Below are 21,111 nucleotides of genomic sequence, written 5' to 3'. Positions count from 1 at the left end.
CCATCCCCCGAATACTCTCGATCATAAAAAATAAAATAAATATAGTTACAACTGATAGAATTTTTAGGTTGTTAGTGGTATTACTTTAAATTTTTAAGTAGGCAATACGAATGTATTGTGAAAATTGTGGGAAAGAGTCGAGTGTAAATCCCTGTACGGAGTGTGCTTCTAAAGGGCAGGAAACGAATCAGCAGGCATCGACTTACGGTAATCAAAGTGATCCATCGGCGCATTATCAAAGCCAGCAAATACCACCACAAAATAATCAGTTTACTCAACCAGGGCAGTATCAGCAAAATTATCAGCAGCCCTCATATAGCCAATATCAACAAGCTGGGTATTATGCAAACCCTCAAGTATCATCCTTTGATAACCCTATTTCTGTGAAGCACTGGGTATTAAACTTACTGTTGTTGATGATACCGATTGCTAATATTGTATTTTTAATTATTTGGGCAGTTGGATCAGGAAACACATCGGAAACTAAGAGGAATTATGCACGAGCAACACTCATTATAATGGCCATTGCCTTTGGAGTAGTGCTGATAATCAATCTTTTCATCTTCGCTTTAGTTATTTCAACCATCCCATATTTTTAAATTCGTAAGGCTGGCACTTTGTGGTCAGTCTTCATTTCATTATTCCGTGTATGTATTTCATTAATCGAGGCGCAACATTTTTACAAAAATAAAAAACCCTCCAAGCCCAAAACTAAACCCTATTTCTTAGATTTCTTTCTAACAAATAAGGTTCAGTTCATCACAGCTTCAGAGAGTCTTGATTTAGTCTATGAGAAATATTTAATTTATTCCATTTAAAAAATGTTAATGTTTTGTAAATCCTGTCGTAGGTTGCAACTCCAAAACTGAATTATTCCCCTACAACTCCTGCATACAATCCCGGTCTTCTATCGTCATAAACTGGAATTCTTCCGCGCACTTCATCGACTTTTGAGAAATCCACATCTACAATCGCAAGTTCTTCGTCTTCGGTACCTGTCCAGACAATTTCTCCCCAAGGTTCAATGACCATAGATTGACCGTTGAAGTTTTGCACCTTGTGAGAGATACGGTTTACTGCAACGATGTAGCATTGATTTTCGATGGCACGCGCTTGCAATAATGTTTTCCAATGGTCGATACGTTCAGTTGGCCATTGTGCAGAAACGAACAATACTTTCGCTCCAGCTAATGCATGAGCACGAAGCCATTCAGGGAAACGGATGTCATAGCAAATAACGCCGCCCGCTTCAATATCCCCTAATGTAAAGCGATTCATTTGATCGCCGGATTCTAAAAATTTATCTTCATTCATTAATCTAAACAAATGAACTTTACTGTACTCGCTTACGAGCTCGCCCTCTTTATCTACAATATACATCGTGTTATAAAATTTATCGTCATGCTTTGTTGCAACAGATCCGCCCACGATATGTATAGCTAATTCACTTGCTAGCTTTTGTAAAAAGGCTTTTGTACGTTCCCCGTTTTCATCTGCTAGCTCCGGTAACTTTTCAAGCGCGTAGCCTGTATTCCACATTTCCGGCAGTACTACCAGCTCTGCCCCTTTACTTGCAGCTTCGCGAATGAACTGCTCTGCACGTTCAAAATTTTCTTCCACTTTTCCAAATCCAACATTTAATTGAATACACCCGATTTTCATTTTTTCATCCCCCTAGACATTTTGATTAAAACGTTATATGATTTTTGCTACATACTTATTGTAATTATATTCTGAATAGTATGCAAAGTATAGAATTCCTGCTATTATTATAGAATAAAACATACTATTTTCATATGCATTATACACTTTTAGAAAATGAGGATGACAATAATGGACTTATCTGAAAAACTTAAAAAGCTACCAACACAATTTTTTGCGTCACTTGTTCAAAAGGTAAGTGCTGCCGTTGCAGAAGGTCGAGATGTGATTAATCTAGGACAAGGAAATCCTGATTGCCCTACACCTGACCATATTGTAAAAGCACTTCAAACGGCTGTTACAAACCCACAGACTCACAGGTATTCGCCGTTTACAGGTTTACAGGAATTTAAAGAAGCAATCGCAAACTTTTATAAACGAGAATACGATGTGGATATTGATCCAACAACTGAAGTGGCGATTTTAGGTGGGGCTAAAATTGGTTTAGTTGAGCTACCAATGGCTATGTTGAATCCTGGTGATTCGATGCTTCTACCCGACCCGGGATATCCAGATTATTTATCAGGGGTTGTACTTGGTGATGTACGATTCGATACGATGCCGATCCTTGCGGAGAATGGGTTTTTACCAGATTACAGTCAGTTATCGGATGAAGTAAAGTCCCGTGCAAAACTGATGTATTTAAATTATCCAAACAATCCGACAGGGGCAACAGCAGATTTAGCTTTCTATAATGAGACTGTTCAATTCGCGAAAGAAAATGACATTGGTGTTGTACATGACTTTGCCTACGGAGCTTTTGGTTTCGATGGTAAAAAGCCTGTCAGCTTCCTACAAGCTGAAGGTGCAAAAGATGTAGGTGTAGAGTTATATACATTATCGAAAACATACAACATGGCAGGATGGCGTGTTGGCTTTGCAGTGGGACATGCTAAGTTTATCGAAGCTATTAATTTAATTCAGGATCATTTATTTGTGAGCATCTTCCCCGCTCTACAGTATGCCGCTATTGAAGCATTGAATAGTGACCAACAATGTGTTGATGAACAGCGTGCAATTTATGAAAGCCGCCGTAATGCATTAGTTGAAGAAGCACATCGGATTGGCTGGGATGTAACCGCTCCAAAAGGGTCATTTTTCGCATGGCTTCCTGTTCCAAAAGGCTTTACAAGTCAGCAATTTGCGGATTTATTATTAGATAAAGTAGATGTTGCAGTTGCAGCAGGAAACGGCTTTGGTGAGTTTGGTGAAGGTTATATTCGAGTTGGCCTGCTAGTAAGCGAAGATCGTCTAAGAGAAGCCGTTCGCCGCATTGAAAAGCTAGGACTATTTGATAACCAATTCGTTACATCTAAATAGGCAAAATAAAGCAAGGATGTTATAAAGCATTCTTGCTTTTTTGTCTCTTAAAGACATACAGCTTGTTCCTCACACAAAAAGCTTACCACCAAATATTTACAGGCACTATTCAAAATTAGAATAGTACCTGACGCTTTACTCCTAGCTACAATTTCACAATTATTCTTTTCGTTAATTGACGTATAATCCAACAAAATACTGCAAGCAATACTACCGTTCCAATTACTGAAAGGATAAATGGAACTTCGACATTTTGCATGAAACTTGGAACTGGTAAACCTAAACCTTTCGATATTAAAATATCTTCAATAAATATTAGGATAAACGCAAATATAATTGAAAGGATACCGAATATCCCAAATCGTCCAAAAGCCGCGCCAATTAACCAACCCGCAACATAATAAGTGAACATATTTATTGCTAAAATAAAGATAGCCAATAACCAATTTCCGATAGGGTCTTCATATGGGGTAAAAATGACAGATAAAATAATATCAGAAATGATATTTCCATCAGGCTCATTAATCAGTCCATCATAAGGCTTTATTTCTACTTGCATATTTATAAGTTTAACGATGAAGTTGAGTAAACTTGAAACAATAGTACCTACTATTGGCATGACAATGGAAAGACCTATTGTTCCAATCATTGTTCCTTTGAAAAAGTCTTTTCTCGTAACACCGTTGCCAACATAGTGGGATAACACACCAACAGCTGAAATAATACCAACTACTAGCATAACGATATTCGATGTAAAGAATAATGAGTCAAAATAAGTATTTACACTTTTATCATTAAACAGCGATAAAACGATTTTTCCGGATTGAATAAAAAATAGAATAGTCATAAAGCCAAATGCCCATGTTCCCTGCATGATAAACATATCCAATGCCACTTTTGAGTAGATTCGATTCATCTTAATCCTCCCCTTCTGTTAGATGAATAAATAGATCCTGTAATGATATCGGACCAATCTCTAGACTCTTTGTTTTAGCTAATTTACGGTCATCATCACTCAGTTCACCATAAATCATAACGGACTTTGTATTACCTAATTGTTTTGTATTTAGTATCTTTTTAGAGTGTGCAAATGTATCTACTGCCGCAGCTTCCCCAGTAATAGATGCACCCTTTGTCACGAGTGTCTCATAGTCTTCATGGAGAATAAGCTGCCCTTTATCTATAATCAAAACCTCATCAAATAAATAATCCATTTCAGATACAAGATGCGTTGAAAGAATCATTATACGTGGATGCTCCGACTGATCTTCTAACAATTCTTTATAAAAAATTTCTCTTGTTGGTGCATCCATACCGTTGTATGCTTCATCAAATATCGTAATGGGTGTACGGCTTGCTAATCCGAGGGTGACACTAACTGCTGATTGCATTCCTTTTGATAGCTGTTTTAATGGCTTATTCTTTGGCAATTTGAATTTTTGTATCAAATAATTTGCATATTCTAAATCGAAATTTGGACGATAGCGACGTACATCTTCCAGTAAATCACTTAACTTATCCGTTTCATCCTTATAGTCTTTATTAAAAACAAAGTTTACCTGTTGCATAATTTTTGCGTTCTCAAATGGAACTTCTCCGTTAATTCTCAATGTGCCATCAGTCGCTTCACGGAAGGATGCTAATAAGGAAAGCAACGATGTTTTCCCCGCACCATTTCTGCCTATTAATCCATAAATTTTATTCTCCTTTAATTGAAAGCTGATATCCTTAAGAGCAAAGTGCTTACCAAATTTCAAAGAGAGATTTTTCACTTCTATTTGCATGGTCATTCCCCTTTACTACTTTTGCATTTTTTTATTAAATCGAATAGTTCCTGATCGCTAATTCCTAATTTTTTCGCTTCTTGAACGAGACCCACGACATAATTATCTAAAAAAGCATCCTTTCTCTTTTGAATGAGCTTTTCTCTCGCACCATCTGCAACAAACATTCCTATTCCTCTCTTTTTGAATAAAATACCTTCCTCCACTAGTTGGTTAACCCCCTTCGATACCGTTGCATGATTAATTTTATAAAAGCTGACAAGCTGATTTGTAGAGGGTGCTTGCTCCCCTTCCTTTAAAAGTTCATCAACAATTTGATCTTCAATTTTTTCACGAATTTGGACATAGATCGGCTTATCTTCTTCTAAAAAACCGCTCAATACTCTCACCACTTTCACTTCTAACTTAAATTTCTTTTACACTTCGACTAAACAATATCATCTCGAACATCTCACTATCATTCATCAGTTCCCGTTCCACAAAGTTTTATGGTTATATACTTATGTGTATAACCATATCAGCGTATCACTTTAATGTCAATAAAAAAACTCAAGGTGTTCGTTATAAACACCTTGAGCAAGTAAATTCTTATAAAATTAACGGTTTACCATCCATTCAGGTTTACCGAAGCCTTGGAATTCCGCATCGATTACTGCTTCGAATTCTTCTGATTCAACGATTTCTATTAAATCTTTTGCTAGTTGAGAATCTTTGTTATCTGCTTTAACCGCAACTACATTACGATATTGGTCAGGCATATTTTCTAGGAACATTGCGTCCATTAAATCTAAACCTGCTGCTAAAGCAAAGTTACCTGGAACTGCTGCGATGTCAACACTTTGAATTTGACGTGGTAAAGAAGCAGCTTCCACTGGTAAGAATTCTAAGTTTTTATCATTTTTCACAACATCTTTTTCAGATGCCGTTAAAGTATCTACATTCGGATCAATTTCGATTAAACCTTGTTCTTGTAAAGACGCAAGTGCACGAGCTGCATTTGATGGGTCATTTGGAAGTGCTACTGTTGCACCGTCTGCAATTTCTTCAACAGAAGTGAATTTTTCTGAGAAGAAGCCCATTGGAGCAGTTGGAACGATGATTAAAGCCTCTAAATCCATATCATTTTGTTGTTCAAATGTTTCTAGATAAATTGTATGTTGGAACAAGTTAGCGTCAATTTCGCCATTGTCTAATGCTTTGTTTGGTTGAATATAATCTTGGAATTCAGTTAGTTTTACTGTATACCCTTTTTCCTCTAATTGCGGAATAATTGCTTTACTTAGCATATCACTATATGGACCAGCAGTTGCACCTAATTCGATGCTTTTGCTCTCTTCTTGAGTATCTGTACTTCCTTGATCTGTTGAAGTTGATTCTTCGTTTGATCCTCCACAAGCCGCTAACACTACTGCTAGTGCTAAAGTAAGGAACGTTAATAAATATTTCTTCATTATCTTTTTCTCCTCTTCTATCTTTTGTCAACTGATTTTGCTATGAATTCGCCTGCAAATTGAATTAATTGAACGATAATGATCAATATTGCGACAGTCGAAATCATAATTGTATCGTCATAACGGTAATAGCCAAATCGGATTGCTAAGTCACCAATACCCCCGCCTCCGACTACGCCTGCCATTGCAGAGTATGCGACTAAACTAATCACCGTTAGAGTAACCCCACGTATGATACTAGATTTTGCTTCGGGAATGAGAACATCCTTAATAATCATCCAAGGTGTTGCACCAACTGCAATGGTCGCCTCAATAACACCTTTATCAATATCCCGTAAAGCCCCTTCTACTAAACGAGCAAAAAACGGAATGGCTGCCACTGACAATGACACACTGGCTGCAACAGGTCCTATCGTTCCACCAACGATAAAATCCGTTAATGGGAACAAAGCAACAAGTAAAATGATAAATGGAATCGAACGAACTAAGTTCACTACAAAACCAAACACATTTTTTATAAACCAATTTTCCCAGAACAATCCCTTGTCAGTTACAAAAAGTAAGATTCCTATTGGTAACCCAATTACTAATGAAACTGAAAGCGAAATCCCGAGCATGACTAGTGTCTCTTGGAATGCTTTCCAAATATCCGGTAGCATTTCTATAAAGTGTGGAAAATCAAACATGAGAAATCACCTCCACGATTGCGCCACGTTCTTCCATATAGCCCTTCGCATCCTTTACAGCTTGCGAATCACCTTGTAACTCCATTAAGAAAATTCCTAATGGGCGATCTTGAATATATTCAATGGTACCGTGAAGGAAGTTCCCCTTCACATCGAAGCGCTGCATTGTATCGGCAATTACGCCTTCTCCTGCGACACTACCTTTGAATAGTATTTTAATAATTTCTCCTTGGACATCTTTTAAAATAGCTGGAGGAATTTCAAATGAAACAACGCTACTGATGAATTCTTGCGTTAAAGGCTCATGTGGACTAGCAAAAATATCATACACTTCTCCTTCTTCGATGACCCGACCATCCTGCATAATCGCCATACGATTACATATCTCTTTCACAACATCCATTTCATGTGTGATTAAAACAATCGTAATGCCTAGCTTTTTATTAATATCCTTTAAAAGGCGCAAGATTGATAGAGTCGTTTTAGGATCAAGTGCAGAGGTTGCTTCATCACAAAGCAGTATGGATGGATTATTAGCAAGGGCTCTTGCAATCCCAACACGTTGCTTTTGTCCCCCACTTAGCTGACCTGGATACACATCACGCTTGTCCGTTAAGCCTACCATATCCAATAGCTCATCAACGCGAGCATCAATTCTGTTTTTTGGTAGTTTGGCAGCACGTAATGCGAATGCGATGTTCTCACCAACTGTCTTTTGACTTACTAAATAGAAATGTTGAAAAATCATACCGATTTTCAAACGTGCAGTTCTCAAATCTTTGCTCGATAGTTCCGTTAAATCTACGCCGTTCACAAGTACTTTTCCACTTGTTGGACGCTCCAATAGATTTACACAGCGAAGCAATGAACTTTTTCCTGCACCGGAATAACCTACAATTCCGAAAATATCCCCCTTGTTTACCTTTAAGGAAACATTATCTACACCGACTACTTCTTTACCTTTAGATTTATAGATTTTCGTAATATTTTGAAATTCAAGCATACAGGTCTCCTTACTGTTTATCCATATCCCTCAGATAATACCAACTAAGTATGTATGATTTATCAGAATACATGGTTAATTATGAATTGTCAATAACATGTTATATAATTTTTTATTAAAAATACAGAATTATTTTTATTATTTATAAAATAAAGATGGGACTTCTTCTAAAAAGAGCCCCATTCGTTAACATTCCCGCAATAAATTTCATGTTTATGGATCAACATACACATTTTACTAAATAATTTAATAGAAAAGTTTACTATTTTAATATGATTTTCGTTTCATTTCCCGATTACAATTTACCCTCAATCAAAAAATTCGTTTTCGTTTTAAACTTTTCTGTATCAATGGCATCATCAATCATTTCTCGGATACCTCTTTCTGCTTCAGCATATAAATTTGCATATGCCACCGCGTCGTGCATTGTAGCTCGATATTTTGAAACAATGCTCTTTATATTTTCCTCTTCCACCTCTGTAGGATGACAAAATTGTGCAATATCAAAAATTTGGTCACCGTTTCGATTCGTATCTGGGAAATATACGTGTGGTTCCGTACTATCAAAAATACAGAAATTCAGCTCTGGAATAATAACCATATCAATGGAATTCGCATCTAAGCCACACCATACTTTTTGGACGTCATAGCCACTTTTTAATGCTTCCTTCGCAAGATTTTTCATCATGGAGGATTTCCCTGTACCAGGATATCCCTTAATGAAGTAGCGTTTTTCTATTGACTGAGTAATGCTTGGAACTGTGTCTCTTGCACCTGCAGGGGTTAAAGTTCCAAGAATTCTGTGCGTTTCACTACCTTCTCTATTTAACGGTTTGTTTTGAAATATATCTTTAAAGAACTGTTCAATTTTCTTGTTTAATCCGTTCCAATCCATATGTCTTCTTGTTTCAACTTCCCAATCATCATGAATGGTAAGAGCGTTAGCAAGTGCTTTGAAGCATTTATCATGCCATTTTTGCTTTTCCTCAGCAAATTTTTCAAATTGCTGACGGTTCCGTGTCATCTTTTCACTGTCTAAGCAGTCATCTAATGAAATCTCTTTCATGTCACAATTGACTGAAACATTTTCTAATGAAGAATCTACAGCATAAAGGAACAACAAATTATAAGGCTCTTTCACATATATGGCTTCAACCGTATTTTCGAATAGTGGATCATGGAAATATTCTATATTTGCATTTTTATTATGATATTGACTACCGATTTCCGTTAATAACTTCGAAATTTTAAATCCATGTCCCCCTTTCAATAAATAAACCTTATTTGCCTCATTCATTAATTCCTTATAAACATTTTTCATTCCTTGGCCTGTTAGTGCGCGACCGTAAAAATGCGTAATTGTGCCGTTCAAGAAGTCATCCTTCCATAGGTTTGTTAACTTATTTTTATGTGAATTCATTAAAAAAAGTGCCTGCCACATTAGCTGTGACAAGCACTTCAGAATATAAATTTAGAAAAATACCTACCGTAGTGATTTACATTATTCCACTTTCTCTATGTGACGCACCAATTGACCATAATGACTTTCAACGTGAGCAACAATTAAATGATTATTTAAAAATGATAATGGTTTACCAAATACTAAAATTAAAATCTAGTAAATCACTTAATCCTTATTATATTACCCCTAACTCTTCCCCTACTTTTTTATAAATGCCCACTGCTTTATCAAGCATTTCTCTTGTATGGGCTGCTGTTGGCATATTTCGAATACGGCCTGTTCCTTTAGGTACGGTTGGGAATACTATTCCCTTTGCATAAACACCTTCTTGAATTAACCGATTAGAGAAAAGCTGTGTCAATTTTTCGTCTCCAATAATGCACGGAGTAATTGGTGTTTCAGATGCACCAATGTTGAATCCTAGCTTTTTAAGACCTTCCTTTAAATATCGCCCATTTTCCCATAGTTGATCTACTAATTCAGAGGATCTTTCCATTATTTCAATCGCTTTTGTAATAGCTGCTACATCCCCTGGTGTTACTGCTGTCGAAAATAAAAACGGACGTGAACGCACTTTTAGCCAATCAATTAATTTCTTTTTACCTGCAACATATCCCCCTACTACCCCAACAGCTTTTGATAATGTTCCAATTTGGAAATCAATTTCTTTTTCAAGACCAAATTGTTTGACGGTCCCTTTCCCCGTCCCTGTTACACCTGAACCATGGGCATTATCTACATAGGTAATCAGATCAAATTGTTTCGCTATTTGAACGATTTCAGGGAGTTTTGCAATATCCCCATCCATAGAAAATACGCCATCGGTAATAACCATCATTTTCTTATACAACCCAGATTCTTTTGCAGCCTTTGCTTTTTCCCGAAGATCATCCATATCAGAATGGTTATAGGCAATAATTTTCGCTTTTGATAAACGACAGCCATCAATAATAGAAGCGTGATTTAATTGATCTGAGAGAATGGCATCATCTTTGTCCATTACAGCCGATATTGCTGCCATGTTGCAGTTAAAACCAGATTGATAGGATATTGCCGCTTCAGTTCCTTTAAATTCTGCAAGTTTTTCTTCGAGCGCAATATGAAGATCAAGAGTCCCATTAATTGTACGAACTGCTCCAGCACCAACACCATATTTATCAATGGCATTCTTTGCAGCTTGTTTTAATAGATTGTTAGTCGCTAAGCCTAAATAGTTATTAGAAGAAAGGTTAATCAAATCCTTACCATTGATTTGAATAGTTGGCCCATTAGCACCTTCTACGACGTCAATTTCATTGTAAAGACCTTGCACCCGTAAGGAATTTAAATTTTCATCTAAAAAGGATTCTAAAACCTTTGCCATCCTATACCTCCTATTTATAAAGTCAATCGAACACCTTATTATTACAAAAATTTCCCAGTAAATAATTAGAGACTTTCTAGTGTAGACTGATCTAATGGACCGACAATTTTTTGAAGGATGTCTCCATTTTCATCAATAACATACGTAGTTGGTATAGATATGACCTCATATATTTTGCCATATTCCCCTTCTTCATCGAGTGGAATCGGGATGGTTAATCCGTATTCTTCGATAAACGATGCTAATGCTTCTTTGCCATTGTCACGACTTGTTAAATTGACGGCGATTACTTCAACTTCATCTCCATGCTCTTCATAAAATTTTTGCATATGAGGCATTTCTGCTTTGCATGGCGGACACCATGTTGCCCAAAAATTCAAAATGACTTTCTTTCCTTGATATGCTGAAAGCTGAACCGTGTCGCCAGATAATGTCTGCAATTCTAAGTCAGCAGCCTTTCCCATCGTCATAACCGTTTTTGTCTTCTCAAAATTTAATGCAGCAGTTGATGCTAATATGACAATAATGCACCAAGAGATTACATTTTTTAGAAGCTGTTTTTCCTTCATGATCATAAAAATAAGCGCAATCAACGTAATTATAAGAAAAGTCCAACCCTCAATTTCAAAAATCTTTTTCTCATAGGCTAAAAATATACAATTGAATAAGATTAACAATTCTATTTGATTTTTATTAGAACGGTATGTGACCATAAGTAGAACTATGAAAAGAGCAATTCCGACTACCCAATCTCCTGAAAGGAAATAGATACTCCCATGAAAGAGCATATAAAATACAAAAAAGGAAACAAATAGATACTGCCAATCTTGATTTCTAACATTCTTTTTAGTTTTTAATAGCAGCAGCAATCCGGCTATTACTATCCCCAAAATATGTCCTAACACACCTCCATTAAAATAAAGGGCAGACATTGGATTTTGAATAAACATCGTCCAATTCAAGGCTATGTAACTAAACTTCCAAACTAAAACATAATAAAATAACGTGTCTTGAAAGAGAGAGGGCTTTTTATAAATAAATTTCTCCATTAGCATAAGAAGAAGCGTGGCTAAAATAAATGCTCCCCATTGTATATTTAATGTGATTGCTCCTATCTGGAAAAACATCATCAATGCACCCCATCATTTCAAACTGTTTTGTCACATTATATCCTAGACAATATTTAGAAGTCCTTTGAGAAATCTCCAAATAAAAAAACTCGCCAAAGCATCCTATACTTTGACGAGTTTGATTTTATATCTCTTATTAGAAAAAGGGTTTTATTCCTTCCATATTTCCTATGAACTTTAACAGCATTTTACGGCAATATGGTAATGAAAATTGAACAACATATCCTGAACAAATTGCAATAACAACTGTTCCCACACCTAAAGGTCCACCGAGGAACCAACCGAGAAGTGCTACTCCTAATTCCATACTCATACGAGCAACTTTAATAGATCCTCCAAGTTTTTCAACAATCCACATCATTAATGTATCTCGTGGCCCAGTACCTAAGTTTGGCGCAATGTACATGCCACAGCCAAATCCTAAAATGATTAGTCCTGATAGGAAGTAAAAAACCTGAGCTGCCATAGACGTGGCATCTGGTAAAATCCAATAATAAAAATCAACGAAAAATCCGCATATCACCATATTTATCCAAGTTCCAACTTTAGGTATTTTTCTAGTCATAATACATGTAAAGGCAATTACAATTAGACCCGTTATAATATTCCATGACCCGATTGATAGACCAAAATGATCAAACAATGCAATATGGAGAACATCCCACGCGCCTGTCCCTACATCCTGTCCTTTAATAACCATTGTAAAACCTAATGTCATGACGAGTAATCCTATTACAAAAAATCCCCATCGCCAAGAATAAACTTTTCGCATTGTCTATTAGTGCCTTCTTTCTAATATGTAGCTACATTGAATAGTGTATTGTTTCAAGAATTCTAATGGAAATTGTCCAGTTGAAAGTATTGTTGAAATCTTACATAAACATTTATTTGATTAGATCCCCAAATTTCGCATTTGTAACCTTTATTAAATCCATTGGCGCCATTACAATTTGCATGCCTCTTTTACCTGCACTTACAATTATGTATTCAAGAGTCTCTGCACTTTCATGAAGAAATGTTGGAAACAACTTTTTCATTCCAATTGGTGAACAACCTCCACGAATATAGCCAGTTGTTGCTAATAAATCCTTCAAATGAAGCATTTCAATTTTCTTCTCTCCCGCAACTCGAGCACATTTTTTTAAATCGAGCTCTTCTGCAACAGGTATAACAAAAACAAAATATTTACCCGTTCCAGCAGTTGTTAATAACGTTTTATATACATGAGAAACAGGGTGCCCAATTTTTTCTGCCACGGACACACCGTCAATTTGATCATCCACTTCATATTCCAGTAAGTCATAACTTACCTTGTGTTGATCCAATATTCTAACTGCGTTCGTTTTTGAAATTTTTTGTTTCCCCAAATTTTCCACAACCTTATTCATAAACAAAATTAGTACATTTCATTGGTATATTTATAATAGCAGATTTTCCATTTTACGAAAGAAATTTTTGTAAAAAGAAAACTCCTAGCTCATGCTAAGAGTCAGATTGATTTATACAAAAATCGAATATTTCGATTGCATGTGATAGCCTTCTTGCACCATTTTCATTTGAAACGTGTATGTAGAAATCGCCCTCTCATAAACACGTTTATAACTTTTATTACCAAGATTTTTTCCAAAAACAGTTTCATTCATTACATGTCGATTAAAACTTCGCATAAATGGTTCAGGTATTTCAACGTTTAGCTCTTTAAATTCAAAAGGCTCTATGCTTTCTTGATCCGAATTTGAAGAAATATTAAACCTATCATTTGAAAAAGGGTCGTATTCGTTTGGCTCAAAACTCCTAGCACTTGCAACTTCATTCTCCGTTTGTAATGTTTGCATAGCGGCTTCAATATCAGCTGCTGACATGGAATCCTTGTCTTCTGAATGTAATAAATTCTCTATTGCTTTGATTACCGGATTATTATTTACATCTATATAAGTCGAGATTTTTTTATAGGCCTCTTTTGCCAACTCTCGACGTATATTACCTTTTCTCTTTTTTTTAATTTTGAAATTAGATTCATGTAGACTTAGAATATCCATAAGCTCACCACGCTTTTACCATTACTATTTATATTATTATCGGTTATATTTTCAGTTATTTACTATATATAACAGTATGTCATAAAATTTCTTTCTAATACAAATAGGCTGTGTAATATTTTACACAGCCTACAACTTTTAATTATTTTCTTCTAAAATAGAGTCAGCAATATTCACTGCATGATCCCCGATTCGTTCTAGATTACTGATAATGTCAGCAAATACGATTCCTGCTGAACCTGAACATTCACCATTATTTAGTCGTAAAATATGACGTTTACGTAATACACGCTCAAGTTCATCTATTCGATCTTCGTTTTGAATGACACCATTTGCAAAATCCTTACTTTGTTTTTCCAGTGCCATAATAGCTAAACTTACTGTATCAAGTACTAAATTAAACATTTCTTTCAGCTCTAATTCAGCTTCATCACTAAATTTCACACGATGTGTTTCTTTGTATTGGGTTAACTCCACTAGGTTTTCAACATGATCACCAATTCGTTCAATATCACGAATATTATCAAACAACGAATGATGTAGCTTAGAGTCTGCTCCTGAAAGTGATTCCTTTGATAATACAACCAAGTATTCTGTTGTTACTCGGTCCAAATTATTAATGGCTTCTTCTAATTGCTCCGTTATACCCACATGCTTTGAATCCATTGTGAATAAATAATCCATTGACTCTTGAAGCCCTCTTACCGCAAATTCACCCATGCGGACAACCTCTTGTTTAGCTTGTCCCAGTGCTATCGATGGGGATTGCTCAATTAATGTTCTATCTAAATGCTTTGCACCGTATTCGATCGTTGTATCTTCACCAGGAACAATTTTCGTTACTATATAGGCAATCGCTCCTACAAATGGTAATTGGATAATTGTATTAACAACGTTAAATGTACCGTGAGCAAAGGCAATTTGCATTTTTTGATCTAAATTTAATACACCTGAAATCCACTCTACATAATGAGTAAATAAAGGTAATATCAACATAAATATAACTGTTCCTATAATGTTAAACAGTACATGGGCTGCCGCTGCACGGCGAGCTACTATAGAAGCCCCTAATGCAGCTAAAACAGCAGTAATTGTTGTACCGATATTATCACCAAATAACACTGGTAAAGCACCAGATAAAGGAATTAACCCTTCATCATATAGGCCTTGTAAAATTCCGACTGTTGCAGAAGATGATTGTACAACTACTGTGAAAAGCGTACCAGCAACTACACCTAATATTGGATAATCACTAAAGCTTACCGTGATGTCGATAAATGTTTCCCAGTCACGTAACGGTTTCATCCCGTCGCCCATCATTTCAAGTCCAATGAACAACCCAGCAAAACCAAATAATACTTGTCCAATATTTTGGATAGAGCTCTTCTTAAAGAAGAATAACAATACTGCACCAAGTGCCATAATCGGATATGCATATGTACCAACATCAAAACCGATGATGAATGCTGTAATCGTCGTCCCGATATTCGCACCCATAATAACACCAATTGCTTGGCGAAGCTTCATAAAGCCAGCACTAACAAGTCCCACTGTAATAACTGTCGTACCTGAACTCGATTGAATGAGTACCGTTACTAAAATACCTACTAAAACACCCATTAGTGGATTTGTTGTGAATCTATCTAAAATCTCACGAAGTCGATCTCCCGCTGCTTTTTGTAGACCGTCTCCCATAAACTTTATTGCGAATAAAAATAGCCCTAATCCTCCAAGGAATTGGAACAACATTGTCTGCCAGTCCATAAATTTTTGTTTCCACCTTTCAAAGTCTTCAACACTTCACTATTATTCATAATTTGCGTATCTATGTAAATGAATTTACAAATTTGAAATATAAAATTTACAATGTCTTTACAATAGGTTAATAAAATATTCATTGTTTTTATATGGAAATAATAAAAACCCTTTATAATTAATACTTTTGCCTATATTTAACTTTGACTTTTTCTTCTTTCTAAGTATTCCCGATTTGTTTTTAAATTCTCTTAATTATTAGCAATATCAATAAATTTTTTATGTATGTTTTTAGTATCCATAAAAAACCCTCTCCAAAAGGAAAGGGCCATTAATTTATGTGGAGCTTCAAGGATCTTTAGTCTAACTTTAATCCCTTTAATGCTTCAGCAAGAGCATTATTAATCGGTTCATCCTCAGTTTTCTGTTGTTTCATATATTTTTGGACAGCGCGCTTGTCTACTTTACCGCTGCCTTCTTTTTTATGACGAGCTTCAAAAGCGGATAATTTTTCACGATATCCACAAATACATACAAAGATTTGTCCTTCGCCTTCACCACGTAGCTCGAGCTTTTTCTTACATTGAGGGCATCTTGCGTTTGTCACTCTTGATACGTTCTTACGATGACCACATTCACGATCCTGACATACAAGCATTTTGCCTTTCTTACCATTTACTTCAAGCATCGGCTTCCCACAATCTGGACAAGTCTTCGTTGAAATATTGTCGTGTTTATATTTCTTATCACTTGATTTAATTTCTGAAACGATCTCTTTTGTATGTTGCTTCATTTCATTAATAAAGGCTTCTTTTTTCAATTTACCTTTTGCAATAAGCTCAAGCTTTTGCTCCCATTCAGCTGTAGTTGCTGGAGAACGTAGCTCTTCTGGTGCAAGGTCAAGTAATTGGCGACCTTTTGATGTAATGAAGATCTCTTTTCCACCACGTTTTTCAATCATAAAGGAATTGAATAGCTTTTCAATAATATCCGCCCGTGTCGCCACTGTACCTAATCCACCTGTTGATTTCAGTGTATCCACAAGCTTTTTATCCTTCGTTTCCATATACTTCGTAGGATTTTCCATCGCAGATAAAAGCGTCGCTTCCGTAAAACGTGCAGGCGGTTTTGTTTGACCTGATGTTTGAGCGATTAATGTTGTTTTTAATACTTGCCCTTTTTCTAAACGTGGGAGCAATTGTTCTTTCACATCATCTGCTTGTTCCTCATCATCAAAATGATTCGAATATACTTCTTTCCATCCAGCTGAAATAACGGTTTTCCCTTTTGCAATAAATTTTTCATTTCCGATCATTGCTTGAACAGTTAATTGTTCATATTCATGTGCTGGGAATAACACCGCTAAGAAACGTTTAACGACTAAATCATAAATTTTTCGTTCTTTATCACTGAAGGATGAAATATTTACATATTCTTCTGTTGGAATGATGGCATGATGATCACTTACCTTACTGTCATCTACAAAAGCTTTCGACGTTTTTATTGGCTTGCTGAGAACTTTATTTGCTAATGAGCGATATTCTCCTATTCCACATGCTTTAAGTCGCTCAGGTAATGTGCTGACAATATCTGATGATATAAAGCGGGAATCTGTACGAGGGTAAGTTAATACTTTATATGATTCGTACAGTTTTTGCATAATATTCAATGTTTCCTTCGCGGAATAGCCAAACAATTTATTCGCATCACGTTGTAGCTCTGTTAAATCATACAATCCAGGTGCAAAGGATTTCTTTGCTTTGCGGTCAATGTCAACTACTTTGGCATCTTGATTGCCTAATGCCTTCACAATGGCATCTATCTTTTCTTTGTTGAAGCTACGCGAATTACCATTTGCATCCTGCCAAGTTAGTTTTAATAAATCGGTTTGAGCTTCGATGCCATAATAGCTCTGAGGCATGAAATTTTTAATTTCATCCTCACGAGCAGCAATCATTGCAAGTGTCGGTGTTTGAACCCGGCCACAATTTAATTGGGCATTGTATTTTGTCGTTAGTGCTCGTGTTGCATTAAGTCCTATATACCAATCCGCTTCCGAACGGGCAACAGCTGCATAGTATAAGTTTTCATAAGCTTTTCCTGGTTTTAAATTTTGAAAACCTTCTTTAATCGCTTTATCTGTAACTGACGAAATCCAAAGACGTTTCACTGGTTTATTTACCTTTACTCGATCAATAATCCAACGGGCAACAAGCTCCCCTTCACGCCCTGCATCCGTTGCAATGATAATTTCATTAACGTCACTACGTGTCAGCTGTGATTTCACAGCATTAAACTGCTTCCCTGTTTGTTTAATCGTTGTCAGTTTTAAACGTTCAGGCAGCATCGGTAAATCTTCTAGATTCCATGTTTTATATTTCACATCATAGCTCTCTGGGTCAGCCAATGTCACAAGATGACCTAAAGCCCATGTCACGATATATTTATCTCCCTCTAAAAAGCCATTTCCCTTTTTATGACACTTCAGTACATTTGCAATATCTCGCGCAACTGAAGGTTTTTCTGCTAATACGACACTTTTAGCCATGTATAACACCCTTTCGTAAATCCTTGTGTTTACTATAGCATAGAGAGCTTGATTTAACATTTTACGAGAAATAAAAATGGCATTTTAGATAGGCAATGATTTATAGAAACTTAATAGAAAGTTTGTAGCCCTATATTAACAATCACTAAATTTGTAAATAAAACCCAATATATTTTATTTCTTCCAATTCAATCCCCTTCAACTTTTGTGCTTTATGAAATATATTAAACAACCCTATTTGGGTAATTTATGAGGAATAATTTAGTATTCTTTGAGGCATATAGATTAACTACTTTCCAAGTGTTCGAATAGATTAATTTTAGAATACAATTAAGGGAGGTAATAATATTGGAAGGAATTATATTGGAGACACTTATTAATCCTGAGTCATATGTACTCATACCGGTGCTCTATATCATATTATTATTCCTACGACAGACGCCGCGCATTGAAACATGGACACACGTCTGGATTATTACAGTGATCAGCGTTATTTCATGTTTTTTATATTATGGATTTCATATTAATTCTTTCTTTCAAGGAGTCCTTGTAGCAGGTGCAACAATTTTAGTAAAAGATTTAATACATTCTAAATCCTTAAGAATCAAGAAATAGTTAGCTTCTTACCACCATACAAAAAAGCTGACTTACTTTTGTAAAAGTTAAGTCAGCTTTCATTATTTATACAAGTGCTTTTTCAGTTGTTGATACTTCGTGCAGAAGCTTTCCGAGACGTTTAATTCCTTCTTCGATTACTTCTGGTGAAGAGTTTGTATAATTCAAGCGGAATGTATTTACATTTGTTTTACTAGTATAGAATGGGTCACCTGGTACGAATGCTACTTTTTCTTCCATCGCTTTGTAGAATAAATCCAGTGATGATACCCCCTCTTCTAAAGTAACCCAAATAAACATGCCACCATCAGGCTTTGTAAACTTCACTGATGAAGGGAAATACTTAGCCATTGCTTCTAGCATTGCATTCGCCTGTGATTCATATAGAGCAATAATTTTAGATACATGTGCTTCTAGATCATTTTTCGCTAAATATTCATGAATCACAATTTGAGAGAAAATATTAGTGTGTAAATCCGCTGCTTGTTTCGCCGTTATAACATGATTCAATAATTCCTTATTTTTCGTTACGATATATCCTAAACGCATACCCGGAGTAACGATTTTTGAGAATGATCCAAGAACGACCGAATTTTCAAGACGGCCAGCCCCGATATAAGGTATTTTCTCACCGTTCCAACGCAGATCTCCATATGGGTCATCCTCTATCAAAATGACATCATAGTTTTTTACAACATCATAAATGGCATCACGATTTTCCTTTGTGTATGTAATACCAGTTGGATTATGGAAATTAGGCACTGTATAAATAAATTTGATGTTTTGATTGTTTTTTAGCATATTTTCTAATTCAGCAACATTTAATCCTTCGTCTGTTAGAGTTACAGGGTGAAATGTTGGTTCAGTTAAGTGGAATGCTTGAATCGCCCCAAGATAACCTGGTTCTTCCATAACAATCCCATCACCTTTATCAATCATTACTTGAGAAATCATTTCTAAAGCCTGTTGGGATCCAGTTGTTATTAAAATATCTTCTGGTTGTATATCTAATCCTTCTTGACCTTTGTTTAATTTATCTGCGACATATTGACGTAATGGCAAATAACCTTCCGTCGCTGAATATTGGAATAGTTTCGGCCCATGAACTTCAATTGCATGATTAATCGCATTTTGCAGATCTTCAACTGGAAATGAAATTGGGTTAGGTAAACCTCCAGCAAATGAAATGACATCTTCTTGACCCGCCACTTTTAAAATATCACGAGTAAATGAAGATGGTGTGTTTAAAATTTTCTCTGCGTATTTCATTGATAAATTCCCTCTTTTGCCCTTAAAGTTGCTGAAAGGATTTTATATATCCGAATCAGTGTTATCTGATTTTATCAGACTATTTAAAAAATTTCAAAGTTTTATTTTATCAAGTTTTCTTAATTTATTGTAAAGCTGTGATTTCCCTTTAATACAAAGAAAAAATATTCTCGAAATCTTTTATTCTAACGAAGAAATGATGAGGAAATTCTAACTTTTGTCTTTGATAACGAGCTCTAATCCAAATTTCCTACTATATGATGAAACTAGATAATTAAGGAAAATAATCCAATTCGATTTTGGAAATTAAAAAATGCCCATCAAAGATTAATGGACATTTTACGTTTTATCTTGCTTCTAATTCACTTTCTTTAAACCATTTTTGCTTCATTACTCCGGAATCAAGTGTAAATGATACCATGTAAACCGTTGTTTTTTCAGCTGTATCAATTTCACCTTCAGCACCAAACATACCTTCTTCATAATCTGCTTCGATGATAACTTCAGTACCCGGAACTAACATTTCTTCATCGATACCTTTGATTTCCTCTTGAACAACCCACTTATGGTTTTCTTCTGGATAATCGTCATTTGTTGGTTGGTAAGATACAGAATAGACAATGGTTTCATATGCTCCTAAAATGGTACCTGGTGCTCCCATCATCCCAGCCTCGTGCTCTGCATTAATTGTCACTTCATCACCAATATTGAATTTCGCATCTCCAGCGGCCTTCATGTTTTTTGGTACTTCACGAGCTAAAGGAACATTTTCTTCACCATTTTGATTTTGCGTATTGCTTACATCTTCACCCGTATTTTCATTCTCTTCATTTGTTACATCCGTTCCAGATTCAACTGCATTATTAGTTCCATTTGTGTTAGATTCATTTGTACTTTCTGAATCATTCGTTCCACAAGCTGATAAAATCAATAGGAAAATAAGTGAAACTACTCCTAATAATCGCTTGTTACTCATTTTTAACAC

General features: G+C 35.7%; 20 protein-coding genes. 3 read left to right on the top strand and 17 right to left on the bottom strand.

Annotated elements, in window-relative coordinates:
* The first annotated feature begins 110 nt into the window (after nucleotides 1-110).
* A complete protein-coding gene (locus tag CD30_RS19370) occupies nucleotides 111-599 on the top strand; it encodes a hypothetical protein (protein WP_052126000.1) in 489 nt (162 codons plus the stop codon).
* Between the two features lie 271 nt (nucleotides 600-870).
* Here the strand turns inward: CD30_RS19370 and CD30_RS00815 are convergent, their stop codons facing one another.
* Entirely contained in the window at nucleotides 871-1,662 is a 792-nt protein-coding gene (locus CD30_RS00815; protein ID WP_036171042.1) for a carbon-nitrogen family hydrolase, read from the bottom strand.
* 171 nt (nucleotides 1,663-1,833) lie between these two features.
* On the opposite strand from CD30_RS00815, the gene CD30_RS00810 reads away from it, so the two are divergent.
* Nucleotides 1,834-3,021, top strand: coding sequence for a pyridoxal phosphate-dependent aminotransferase (locus tag CD30_RS00810; RefSeq protein WP_036171038.1), 1,188 nt, complete (start codon nucleotides 1,834-1,836; stop codon nucleotides 3,019-3,021).
* 145 nt (nucleotides 3,022-3,166) lie between these two features.
* On the opposite strand, the gene CD30_RS19365 is transcribed toward CD30_RS00810, so the two are convergent.
* The 14 genes from CD30_RS19365 to CD30_RS00740 all read right to left on the bottom strand — a co-directional run bounded on the left by CD30_RS19365 (nucleotide 3,167) and on the right by CD30_RS00740 (nucleotide 18,242).
* The gene (locus CD30_RS19365; protein ID WP_052125999.1) at nucleotides 3,167-3,937 is read right to left on the bottom strand and encodes a hypothetical protein; all 771 of its coding nucleotides are present in this window, start codon (nucleotides 3,935-3,937) and stop codon (nucleotides 3,167-3,169) included.
* Between the two features lies 1 nt (nucleotide 3,938).
* Complete coding sequence (locus CD30_RS00800; RefSeq protein WP_036171035.1) at nucleotides 3,939-4,811, bottom strand: ATP-binding cassette domain-containing protein; 873 nt, start codon at nucleotides 4,809-4,811, stop codon at nucleotides 3,939-3,941.
* A complete protein-coding gene (locus tag CD30_RS00795) occupies nucleotides 4,808-5,185 on the bottom strand; it encodes a GntR family transcriptional regulator (protein ID WP_036171032.1) in 378 nt (125 codons plus the stop codon). The genes CD30_RS00800 and CD30_RS00795 overlap by 4 nt, the downstream gene beginning before the upstream one ends.
* A 216-nt stretch (nucleotides 5,186-5,401) precedes the next feature.
* A complete protein-coding gene (locus CD30_RS00790; protein ID WP_036171030.1) occupies nucleotides 5,402-6,256 on the bottom strand; it encodes a MetQ/NlpA family ABC transporter substrate-binding protein in 855 nt (284 codons plus the stop codon).
* 17 nt (nucleotides 6,257-6,273) lie between these two features.
* Complete coding sequence (locus CD30_RS00785) at nucleotides 6,274-6,942, bottom strand: methionine ABC transporter permease (protein ID WP_036171027.1); 669 nt, start codon at nucleotides 6,940-6,942, stop codon at nucleotides 6,274-6,276.
* On the bottom strand, nucleotides 6,935-7,945 hold the full coding sequence (locus CD30_RS00780) for a methionine ABC transporter ATP-binding protein (protein ID WP_036171024.1): 1,011 nt from the start codon (nucleotides 7,943-7,945) through the stop codon (nucleotides 6,935-6,937). The genes CD30_RS00785 and CD30_RS00780 overlap by 8 nt, the downstream gene beginning before the upstream one ends.
* A gap of 295 nt (nucleotides 7,946-8,240) precedes the next feature.
* Nucleotides 8,241-9,365 carry a nucleotide kinase gene (locus CD30_RS00775; RefSeq protein ID WP_235801978.1) on the bottom strand — a complete coding sequence of 375 codons (1,125 nt, stop codon included), beginning with the start codon at nucleotides 9,363-9,365 and terminating at the stop codon, nucleotides 8,241-8,243.
* Nucleotides 9,366-9,582: 217 nt separating this feature from the next.
* On the bottom strand, nucleotides 9,583-10,770 hold the full coding sequence (locus tag CD30_RS00770) for a glycine C-acetyltransferase (protein WP_036171016.1): 1,188 nt from the start codon (nucleotides 10,768-10,770) through the stop codon (nucleotides 9,583-9,585).
* Nucleotides 10,771-10,835: 65 nt separating this feature from the next.
* Nucleotides 10,836-11,900 (bottom strand): TlpA disulfide reductase family protein, encoded by a 1,065-nt coding sequence (locus CD30_RS19360; RefSeq protein ID WP_052125998.1) that lies wholly within the window; start codon nucleotides 11,898-11,900, stop codon nucleotides 10,836-10,838.
* Between the two features lie 136 nt (nucleotides 11,901-12,036).
* Complete coding sequence (locus tag CD30_RS00760) at nucleotides 12,037-12,672, bottom strand: YczE/YyaS/YitT family protein (RefSeq protein WP_036171013.1); 636 nt, start codon at nucleotides 12,670-12,672, stop codon at nucleotides 12,037-12,039.
* 112 nt (nucleotides 12,673-12,784) lie between these two features.
* Nucleotides 12,785-13,288 (bottom strand): Cys-tRNA(Pro) deacylase, encoded by a 504-nt coding sequence (gene ybaK, locus CD30_RS00755; RefSeq protein ID WP_036171437.1) that lies wholly within the window; start codon nucleotides 13,286-13,288, stop codon nucleotides 12,785-12,787.
* Nucleotides 13,289-13,399: 111 nt separating this feature from the next.
* The gene (locus CD30_RS00750; protein ID WP_036171011.1) at nucleotides 13,400-13,939 is read right to left on the bottom strand and encodes a hypothetical protein; all 540 of its coding nucleotides are present in this window, start codon (nucleotides 13,937-13,939) and stop codon (nucleotides 13,400-13,402) included.
* A gap of 138 nt (nucleotides 13,940-14,077) precedes the next feature.
* Nucleotides 14,078-15,703, bottom strand: a complete 1,626-nt coding sequence (locus tag CD30_RS00745) for a Na/Pi cotransporter family protein (RefSeq protein WP_036171008.1) — start codon at nucleotides 15,701-15,703, stop codon at nucleotides 14,078-14,080.
* Nucleotides 15,704-16,052: 349 nt separating this feature from the next.
* Nucleotides 16,053-18,242: a DNA topoisomerase III gene (locus CD30_RS00740; RefSeq protein ID WP_036171005.1), complete on the bottom strand. Its 2,190-nt coding sequence runs from the start codon at nucleotides 18,240-18,242 to the stop codon at nucleotides 16,053-16,055.
* A 405-nt stretch (nucleotides 18,243-18,647) separates the two neighbouring features.
* Here CD30_RS00740 and CD30_RS20710 point away from each other — a divergent pair, with 405 nt between their 5' ends.
* Nucleotides 18,648-18,857 carry a hypothetical protein gene (locus CD30_RS20710; protein WP_408056707.1) on the top strand — a complete coding sequence of 70 codons (210 nt, stop codon included), beginning with the start codon at nucleotides 18,648-18,650 and terminating at the stop codon, nucleotides 18,855-18,857.
* Nucleotides 18,858-18,923: 66 nt separating this feature from the next.
* Here CD30_RS20710 and CD30_RS00730 read toward each other — a convergent pair whose 3' ends face one another.
* A complete protein-coding gene (locus CD30_RS00730; RefSeq protein WP_036171001.1) occupies nucleotides 18,924-20,126 on the bottom strand; it encodes an aminotransferase-like domain-containing protein in 1,203 nt (400 codons plus the stop codon).
* Nucleotides 20,127-20,472: 346 nt separating this feature from the next.
* A complete protein-coding gene (locus tag CD30_RS00725) occupies nucleotides 20,473-21,102 on the bottom strand; it encodes a YdhK family protein (protein WP_036170998.1) in 630 nt (209 codons plus the stop codon).
* Between the last annotated feature and the right edge of the window lie 9 nt (nucleotides 21,103-21,111).

Origin of the sequence: Ureibacillus massiliensis 4400831 = CIP 108448 = CCUG 49529 (assembly GCF_000772965.1) — a bacterium.
GTDB classification, from domain to species: domain Bacteria; phylum Bacillota; class Bacilli; order Bacillales_A; family Planococcaceae; genus Ureibacillus; species Ureibacillus massiliensis.
The sequence above is the reverse complement of the archived record's forward strand: the minus strand, read 5'-3'. Positions and strand labels throughout refer to the sequence as shown.